Consider the following 8628-nt stretch of genomic DNA (forward strand, 5'->3'; position numbering starts at 1 on the left):
TTCAGTCGGCGCGGTACGCGCGCGGCGACATGCCGTAGGTTTCCTTGAACAGCTTCGAGAAGTTCGATGAATCGATCAAACCGTGACGTGCACAGATGGTTCCGATGCTGTCCGCGGCGAAGCGTGGGTCTCGGAGATCTCGGTGACACCGATCGAGTCGCCTGGATCTGATCCAGCCGGCCACCGTGCGACCATCGGACTCGAAGAGTTTCTGCAGGTAACGCACCGAGATATGCATGCGTGCAGCGAGGGACGCGGTGGACAGCGTGGGATCGCCGAGATGTGACTCGACGAGACTGTTGGCCTCGATCAGCAGCGTCGAACCCGGCGCGTTGTGCGGTGCCGCGTCGTCGAGGGCTGCACAGAGCAGATCGAGGACGGCGTTCTCCAGCATCGGTGTCGTGGGGAGGGTTCCGTCGACCGTGGTCCTGCGCAGGCCGTGCAGAAACGGCGAGACCAACGCGCCGACACCGTGATCGCCCTCGATTCGACGGGCGGCGACGGTCGTCAACTCACGAGAATCGATGCGCAGCGCTTCGCGCGGGAACATCACCACGAACATCGCGAAGTCTCCGGCGAAATGCAGATCGTAGGGGGCGCTGGTGTCGTACACCGCGAAGTCGCCCGGGTTCAGTACGGCCTCCCGATCGTTCTGCACGATGGTGCCACATCCGGTCACTTGCAAGCCCACCTTGATCAAGCCGGGGTCGGCCCGCTTGATGGTGGCCCGAGTACGTCGGACGTCGACCTCACGGCCCGCGACCTCGCTCAGTTGCAACGATCCCAACGTCGACGACACCAGCGTGCCCTCGAACGACGAAAGCCCGGTGGACACAGCCTCGAGCGGCACGAACGCCGTCGAGACGTTCTCGCGCCATTGCTCGAAATCCAGTGCCACCGGGCTCATCTCATACGGACGGACGGTTGTCTATCAGCCGGCGGGCTTTGCCGATGGAACGCTCGAGGGCCGCCGGTGCGACGACGTCGACCGCAACGCTGACGCCGATGCGATCCTTGACCAACTTCTTCAGCGTTGCCGCTGCGATCGGATGGGTGTCGAGCGCAGCGTCGGGGCGGGCTTCGACGAGGACGGTCAGCGTGTCCATGCGTCCGGCGCGTTCGAGCACGCACTGGAACTGTGGTGCCAGTGCAGGAATCGTCAGAATCAGCTCCTCGATCTGAGTCGGAAAGAGGTTGACGCCGCGCAGAATGATCATGTCGTCGGTGCGGCCGGTGACCTTCTGCATCCGACGCATCGTGCGGGCCGTGCCCGGCAGCAGACGAGTCAGGTCGCGGGTGCGGTAGCGGATGATCGGCATCGCCTCCTTGGACAGCGATGTGAACACCAGTTCACCTTCCTCGCCGTCGGGTAGGACTTCGCCGGTCACCGGATCGATGACCTCCGGGTAGAAATGATCCTCCCAGATGTGCAGTCCGTCCTTGGTTTCGACACATTCCATCGCGACGCCCGGTCCCATCACCTCGGACAGGCCGTAGATGTCGACGGCGTCCATGTCGAGGGTCTTCTCGATCTCCTTGCGCATCTCCTCGGTCCAGGGCTCGGCTCCGAACACTCCGGTCCGCAGCGACGTCTTCGCCGGGTCGATGCCCTTCGCGACCATCGCGTCGACGATCGTGAGCATGTACGAGGGCGTGACCATGATCGCGTCGGGCTCGAAATCCTCGATGAGCTGGATCTGACGGTCTGTCTGACCGCCGGACATTGGAATGACTGTGCAGCCCAGTCGTTCTGCGCCGTAGTGTGCGCCGAGTCCGCCGGTGAAGAGTCCGTAGCCGTAGGCGACATGCACCTTGTCCGACGGTTTCACTCCGCCCGCCCGCAGACTGCGGGCGACCAAATCGGCCCAGTTGCTGATGTCGCCGGCGGTGTAGCCGACGACCGTCGGCCTGCCCGTGGTGCCCGAGGACGCATGGATCCGCGAGACCTTCTCCTGCGGAACCGCGAACATGCCGAAGGGATAGTTCTCGCGAAGGTCTGCCTTGGTGGTGAACGGGAACTTCGCCAGATCCGACAGATCCTTCAGATCGGTCGGGTGCACGCCTGCGTCATCGAAGGCCTTCTTGTAGTGCGGGACGTTGTCGTAGGCGTGCTGCAGCGACCACTGCATCCGCTCCAGCTGGAGCGTGGAAATCTGATCGCGGCTGGCGAATTCGATGTCCGGTGTGTCGGTGGGGGTGGACAGGACGCTGGTCATGGCAGTCTCCGGGGGATCAGGCGTCGAAGTCGACGGTGACGTTGTCGCTGACGGGGAAGGTCTGGCAGGTGAGTACGAAGCCGGCGTCGACCTCGTTGTCCTCGAGTGCGTAGTTGCGGCGCATGTCGGTCTCGCCGAAGGTGATCTTGGCTCGGCATGTGCCGCAGACCCCGCCCTTGCAAGCGAAAGGAAGGTCGGAGCGCAATTGCTCTGCGGAGTCGAGAATCGACTCGTCCTGCGGGAGTGAGCCGGTGACGGTCCGCCCGTCGAGGGTGATGGTGACCTCGCTGCTGGGACCGGTGACGCCGGGCTCGCGGTGCTTCTCCTGCGGCGGGGGCACGTCGTCGACGTAGAACAGTTCGTGGTGAATGCTGCTCTTGGCGACGCCGAGTTCTTTCAGAACGTCCTGCGCGTCGTTGACCATGCCGAACGGCCCGCACAGCCAGAAATGATCGATGTCCGGCGTGGGGACGACGGTGCCGAGGATGTTCTTCAGCCGCTCGGCATCGAGCCTGCCGCTGAACAGCTCCACCTCGCGGGGTTCCCGCGAGAGAACGTGGATGACATCGAAACGTGAGCCGTACTGGTCTTTCAGATCGGCGATCTCCTCGGCGAACATCACCGTGCGGGTCCGCCGATTGCCGTACAGCAGAACGACTTCGGCGTCGGGGTTGGCCAGAACGGAGGCCGCGATGGACAGCATCGGGGTGATACCGGAACCGGCAGCGATGAGAACGTGCCGCCCGGCTGCGGCCGGATCGGCGTGAAACGTGCCGGTCGGGCCCTGCACATCGATGCGGTCGCCCGCCTTGACCTCGTGGACGAGCCACGAGGAGAACAGACCGTCGGTGACCTCACGTACCCCCACACGGGGCCGGGTGCCTGCTGCCGCGCAGATCGAGTACGACCGACGATGCTCGACGCCATCGACCGTACGACTGAGCATCAGGGATTGGCCCGGCCGAAAATCGAATTCGGTCGTGAGATGTTCGGGTACGTCGAAGGTGACGGCTACGGCGTCGTCGCAGAGTGATTCGACGTCGGCGACGGTCAGGGTGTGGAAGGCCTTGTTGCGCAGATTCTTCTGTGCGGGTTCGGCTGTGACGGTCATCAGATTTCCTTCACGTGGTCGAAGGGTTCGAGGCAGTCGTCGCACCGATACTGCGCTTTGCACAGCGTCGCACCGAACTCGGATGTCAGGCGGGTGTTGCCGGAACCGCATTGGGGACAGTCGATCACCCGAGGCTTGAGCGTCAAGGTCAGCGGAACCGGACCCGACGCGCGGGCCGGGGCGGGGCCGGGCGTCGAGTAGCCGGATTCGCGGAGTTTGCGCAGACCGTCCTCGGAGATCCAATCGGTGCTCCAGGCGGGGCTCAGGCTGGTGACGATCTCGACGTCGGTGTAGCCGCCGTCGGTGAGCTTGTGCTCGATATCGTCGCGCATCGTCGCCATCGCCGGGCACCCCGAGTAGGTCGGGGTGATCGTGACGCGGACGCTACCGTTCTCGCGGACCTCGACATCGCGAAGGACGCCGAGGTCGTCGAGCGTGAGCAGTGGCATCTCGGGGTCCATGACGGTGGCGGCGATCTCACGCGCAGTTCTCTCGAGTGTGGTCACCAGACTCCCTCCGGGTGGGCTCTGGCGACGACCTGCATCTCGGCGATCAGCGGGCCGAATGCTTCGGTGTGGATGCCGCGGCGACCGCCGCGTCCGCCGATGGTGCCGACGGATTTGCCCTCGGGCGCGTCCAGCTCGGCGGCGTGCAGAACCTGAGCGAGAACAGAATCGAACTCCTCGCGAACGTCGCGAGGATCGACGGCGACGCCGACCTTCTCGAGTGCTAGCTCCTCGTCCGTCGGGAGGAACAGTTCCGAGACGTACGGCCAGATTCTGGTCACCGCATCGCGAACTCGGCGCTTCGATTCGTCGGTTCCACAGCCCAAGGTGACGACCCAGCGTGCCGCGTAGTCACGGTGGTACTTCAGTTCTTTGACCCCCTTGTTCGCGACGGCGGCCAGCACCGGATCGCGCGAGGTCTGCAGACGAGTGAAGACGGCGAGCCGCCACGTCGCGAACACCAGCAGGCGGACCTGGGATTTCGCGAAGTCTCCGTTGTCGAGCTCGGTGAGTCGCACGTTTCGGAAATCTGCGTCGTCACGGAAGAACGAGAGCGCATCCTCGGCCGGTGCGGGGGAGGTGTCCGAGACGAACGGCACGACCGTCGGATCGGCTTTGGCGGCTCGGGCAAGGAGTAGCCGGGCCTGTCCGAGGAGATCGAGACCGACATTGGCCAGTGCGACTTCCTCTTCGAGTTCCGGTGCGCGGGTGCTCCACTCGGCCAGGCGCTGCGAGCTGATCAGCGCGTCGTCGCCGAGCATGAGGCAGTACGCGGCAAGGGCTTTCGTATCGACGTCGTCCGGCACGGTGGTGTCGACCCCGGCGAGCGGATCGTCGAAGCTCGTCCCGAAGGCCCACTGCCCGTGCGAATCCTCGTCGACGAGGCCCTCGTAGGCGTTGTCGTGATCAGTCATGAGTGCTTGTCCTCTTGGGAAGTGGGTCTCACATGTGGGGGACGTTGTCGGGGATCTCGTAGAACGTGGGGTGGCGGTACACCTTGTCGCCGCTCGGTGCGAAGAACGGATCCTTCTCCGACGGCGACGATGCGACGATGGAGTTGGACGGAACCACCCAGATGCTCACGCCTTCGTTGCGGCGGGTGTACACGTCGCGAGCGTGGCGCAGGGCCATGTGGTCGTCGGCGGCATGGAGCGAGCCGACATGCACGTGGTTCAGGCCGCGCTTACCGCGAAGAAACACCTCGTACAGGGGCCAATCAGCCTTGACGGCTTCCCTTTTGGGTTCCACCGGTACGTTCTCGGTGGGAACGGCTCCGTGGCCGCCCTCGGCGGTGAACTCGGTCATGACGCTGCGTTCCTTTCGGCGAATGCGGTTGCGGCCTCGCGGACCCAGGCTCCACCGTCGTGGGCTGCCCGACGGTTCGCGATGCGCTCGACGTTGGAGGCTCCGTTGCCCTTGATGACCTGCATGAACTCGGACCAGTCGGGCTCGCCGAAATCGTGCGACTTGCGCTCCTCGTTCCACTTCAGATCCGGGTCCGGGAACGTGACGCCCAGTGCCTTCGCCTGCGGGATCGACATGTCCACGAAGCGTTGGCGCAGTTCGTCGTTGGTGTGGCGCTTGATGCCCCACTTCATGGACTGCTCGGTGTTGGGGGACTCGTCGTCCGGCGGGCCGAACATCATCAGTGCCGGCCACCACCAGCGGTTCACCGATTCCTGAACCATGGCGCGCTGTTCGTCGGTGCCGCGCATCATCGTGGCGAGCAGTTCGTAGCCCTGACGCTGATGGAACGACTCCTCCTTGCAGACGCGGATCATCGCGCGTGCATAGGGTCCGAAGCTGCTGCGGCACAGGGGAACCTGGTTGCAGATCGCTGCGCCGTCGACGAGCCAACCGATGGTGCCCACATCGGCGTACGTCAGGGTGGGGTAGTTGAAGATCGAGGAGTACTTCTGCTTGCCCTCGATGAGCTTGACCGTCAGGTCGGCGCGGTCTGCTCCGAGGGTCTCTGCGGCGGAGTACAGGTAGAGGCCGTGGCCGGCTTCGTCCTGCACCTTGGCCATCAGGATGGCTTTGCGGCGCAGTGACGGTGCGCGGGTGAGCCAGTTGCCCTCCGGCTGCATGCCGATGATCTCCGAGTGCGCGTGCTGGGCGATCTGGCGAATGAGCGACTTGCGATAGCCGTCGGGCATCCAGTCGCGGGGCTCGACGCGCTGTTCACGGGCGATGGTCTCGTCGAACCCGTCCTGCAGCGTTTCGGCGGACAGGGTATTTGACGTGGTCATAAGTCCTACTTTCATTACCGAATGATCGGTTGGTAACCAGTATGCCTCGAAGTGACCCCGGGCACAAGAGCGGCTTCGCCGCATGTGCATGGAAATTCGTAGCAGGGGTCGCAGGGGTCGAACTTCCGCTCACATGCCGACGAAGGAGGCTCTCTTCTTGGCCAGGAAGGCGTCGACGGCGGCTTTGTGGTCCGCCGTTTGTCCCAGTTCGGTCTGCGCCTGCGCCTCACGGTCCAGGGCGTCGGAGAGTCCTGATCTCGCGATCAGCGACTTCACCTGACGGTAGGCCTGGGTGGGGCCGGTCGCGAGTGAGGTGGCCAGCGAGCGTGCGGTCTCGAGGACGTCTTCGTCGTCGACGACGCGGTGCACCAGGCCCCAGTCGAGGGCCTGGGCTGCGGTGACCCGGTCGCCGAGCAGCATCAGACCCGCTGCCCGGCTCGATCCCAGCGCCTCGACCAACGAATAGCTCAATCCCGAGTCGCTCGCGAGGCCGATGCCGGTGAATGCCGTCGCGAACGAGGACTTGGTGCCGGCCACCCGGATGTCTCCGGCCAGCGCGATCCCGAGACCAGCGCCGACGCATGCACCGGGGATGGCCACGACGATCGGGGCCTCGAGCGCTGCGAGCCCTCGGATGACCGGGTTGTAGTGCTCGCCGACGGTATCCATCGCCGTGGCCGGGTCGGCCTCAAGCGCGGTGACATGCTCACCGAGATCCTGGCCGACGCAGAAGTTCTTGCCCTCGGCGGTGATCAATACGGCACGCACCTCGGGTGCAGCGGCGCTCTGAACTGCCTCCGCCAACGCGAGTTTCGTCGCGACGTCGAGTGCGTTGTGCGCCTCCGGACGCGCGAGGGTGATGGTCGCCAAGCCGTCGGCGACGTCGAACCGTACCGTCATGCGTTCGTCCAATCGTGAAAGCCGCGACCGGACTTGCGTCCGATGTCGCCGCGAGCAACCATCTCTCGCAACAACTGCGGGGGAGTGAACCTGTCGCCGAGTGTCGACGCCAGGTGTTCTGCGATGGCGAGTCGAACGTCCAACCCGACGAGGTCGGTCGACCGCAGCGGGCCCATCGGGTGCTTGTACCCGAGTTCCATGGCGCGATCGATGGATTCGGCGTCGGCGACGCCTTCCTCCAGCATGCGAATGGCTTCGAGCCCGAGGCAGACGCCGAGCCGGGACGTCGCGAAGCCGGGGGAGTCGTTGACGAGCACCTCGGTCTTGCCCAGGAGCGACACCCACTGCTGTACTCGTTCCACCACGTCCGAGGAGGTGGCCGGGGCACGCACGATCTCGACGAGAGTCGACGCCGGAACCGGGTTGAAGAAGTGCATCCCGATGAAGCGGCCCGGATCGCTCAGTGCCGCGCCGAGCTCGGCGATCGAAATCGAGCTCGTGTTCGACGCGATGACGGTCTCGGGCCCGGCGATCTTGTCGACGAGCGCAAGCACTTCGACCTTGAGCGTGGGGATCTCGGGCACTGCCTCGACGATCAATTCCAGCTCGGCAGAAAGATCTGCGGGCCCGGCGACGGTGGACACCCGGGCGAGAATCGCGGCGGGGTCCTCGCTGAGCTTGCCGCGCTCGTGCGCTCGATCCAGCCCGGTCGCGACTCGGCCGAGTGCGGCTTCCTGGTCGGCTGCTTCGGCGATGACGACAGTGGAACCGAGGGCCGCGAACACCTGGGCGATCCCTGCACCCATCCGGCCTCCGCCGACGACGGCGACTGTATCGGGAGTACTCATTTCTTCTTCTCCAGAAATGCCGTCATGCGGCGTTGTTTGTCTTCGGTCTCGAACAGAACGGCCTGCGCGATGTCGTCGGCCCACGGGTGTGATCCGGGCGCATCGAGGATCTTCTTGGTGAGCTTCAGTGCCAGGGGTGCCTGCCTCGCAATGCGATCCGCGAGGGCATGGGCTGCGGCCAACGGCTCGTCGACCACGTCGAGCACCAGGCCGGAGCGGAGTGCCACCTCGGCGTCGAGCGTCCGGCCACCGAGCAGTACCTGCTTGGCGACGGACACTCCCACGAGAGTCGGCAACCGATAGCTGGCACCGGCGGCAGCCATGATGCCCAGCCCCGGTTCGGGATTACCGAACACCGCTGTCGGCGACGCGATACGGATATCGCAGGCGTAGGACAGTTCGGCTCCGCCGCCGAGGGCGTAGCCGCGGACCGCGGCGATCGTGGGCAGGGGGAGTGCGGCGATGCGGTCGAACAGGTTTCGGTTGATACCGCGCAGTGCATCGTCTCGGGTGCGGGCACGCAGTTGATTGATGTCGGCACCCCCGGCGAAGTGCTCGCCCTGCCCGGTGATGACGACGATCTTCGGGTCCTGCTCGACGAGGGCGCACACCTCGTGCAAGTCACCGATCATCTCGGCGTCGATTGCGTTGCGCTGCTTCTCTCTCGACAACGTCACGACGACGCGGTCCGTCGATTCCTCGACGACGAGCGTGTTCACGGTGCCTCGATCAGCATCGACACGCCTTGCCCGACGCCGACGCACAGTGTCGCTAGCCCACGGGACGCCTTCTCGCGCT

Annotated in this window: 10 protein-coding genes; all 10 read right to left on the reverse strand. The window is 65.0% G+C overall.

Annotated elements, in window-relative coordinates; genetic code table 11:
- Position 1 precedes the first annotated feature (1 nt).
- The 10 genes from RHODMAR_RS06025 to RHODMAR_RS06070 all read right to left on the reverse strand — a co-directional run bounded on the left by RHODMAR_RS06025 (position 2) and on the right by RHODMAR_RS06070 (position 8549).
- A complete protein-coding gene (locus RHODMAR_RS06025; RefSeq protein WP_042938149.1) occupies positions 2-907 on the reverse strand; it encodes a helix-turn-helix domain-containing protein in 906 nt (301 codons plus the stop codon).
- A 1-nt stretch (position 908) separates the two neighbouring features.
- Positions 909-2216 carry a phenylacetate--CoA ligase PaaK gene (paaK, locus tag RHODMAR_RS06030; protein ID WP_008712386.1) on the reverse strand — a complete coding sequence of 436 codons (1308 nt, stop codon included), beginning with the start codon at positions 2214-2216 and terminating at the stop codon, positions 909-911.
- A gap of 16 nt (positions 2217-2232) precedes the next feature.
- The gene (gene paaE, locus RHODMAR_RS06035) at positions 2233-3327 is read right to left on the reverse strand and encodes a 1,2-phenylacetyl-CoA epoxidase subunit PaaE (RefSeq protein WP_042938151.1); all 1095 of its coding nucleotides are present in this window, start codon (positions 3325-3327) and stop codon (positions 2233-2235) included.
- Positions 3327-3788: a 1,2-phenylacetyl-CoA epoxidase subunit PaaD gene (gene paaD / locus RHODMAR_RS06040; RefSeq protein ID WP_051047827.1), complete on the reverse strand. Its 462-nt coding sequence runs from the start codon at positions 3786-3788 to the stop codon at positions 3327-3329. The genes paaE and paaD overlap by 1 nt, the downstream gene beginning before the upstream one ends.
- Positions 3789-3829: 41 nt before the next feature.
- Positions 3830-4747: a 1,2-phenylacetyl-CoA epoxidase subunit PaaC gene (gene paaC, locus RHODMAR_RS06045; protein ID WP_008712387.1), complete on the reverse strand. Its 918-nt coding sequence runs from the start codon at positions 4745-4747 to the stop codon at positions 3830-3832.
- Between the two features lie 28 nt (positions 4748-4775).
- A complete protein-coding gene (gene paaB / locus RHODMAR_RS06050) occupies positions 4776-5138 on the reverse strand; it encodes a 1,2-phenylacetyl-CoA epoxidase subunit PaaB (protein ID WP_008712388.1) in 363 nt (120 codons plus the stop codon).
- On the reverse strand, positions 5135-6082 hold the full coding sequence (paaA, locus tag RHODMAR_RS06055; RefSeq protein ID WP_008712389.1) for a 1,2-phenylacetyl-CoA epoxidase subunit PaaA: 948 nt from the start codon (positions 6080-6082) through the stop codon (positions 5135-5137). Before paaA ends, paaB begins: the two co-directional genes overlap by 4 nt.
- Before the next feature lie 129 nt (positions 6083-6211).
- Complete coding sequence (locus RHODMAR_RS06060; RefSeq protein ID WP_042938154.1) at positions 6212-6982, reverse strand: enoyl-CoA hydratase/isomerase family protein; 771 nt, start codon at positions 6980-6982, stop codon at positions 6212-6214.
- Positions 6979-7830: a 3-hydroxyacyl-CoA dehydrogenase family protein gene (locus RHODMAR_RS06065; protein WP_008712391.1), complete on the reverse strand. Its 852-nt coding sequence runs from the start codon at positions 7828-7830 to the stop codon at positions 6979-6981. The genes RHODMAR_RS06060 and RHODMAR_RS06065 overlap by 4 nt, the downstream gene beginning before the upstream one ends.
- Complete coding sequence (locus tag RHODMAR_RS06070; protein WP_008712392.1) at positions 7827-8549, reverse strand: enoyl-CoA hydratase/isomerase family protein; 723 nt, start codon at positions 8547-8549, stop codon at positions 7827-7829. Before RHODMAR_RS06070 ends, RHODMAR_RS06065 begins: the two co-directional genes overlap by 4 nt.
- Positions 8550-8628 lie beyond the last annotated feature (79 nt).

The organism is Rhodococcus sp. AW25M09 (assembly GCF_000333955.1).
Classification (GTDB): Bacteria; Actinomycetota; Actinomycetes; order Mycobacteriales; family Mycobacteriaceae; genus Rhodococcoides.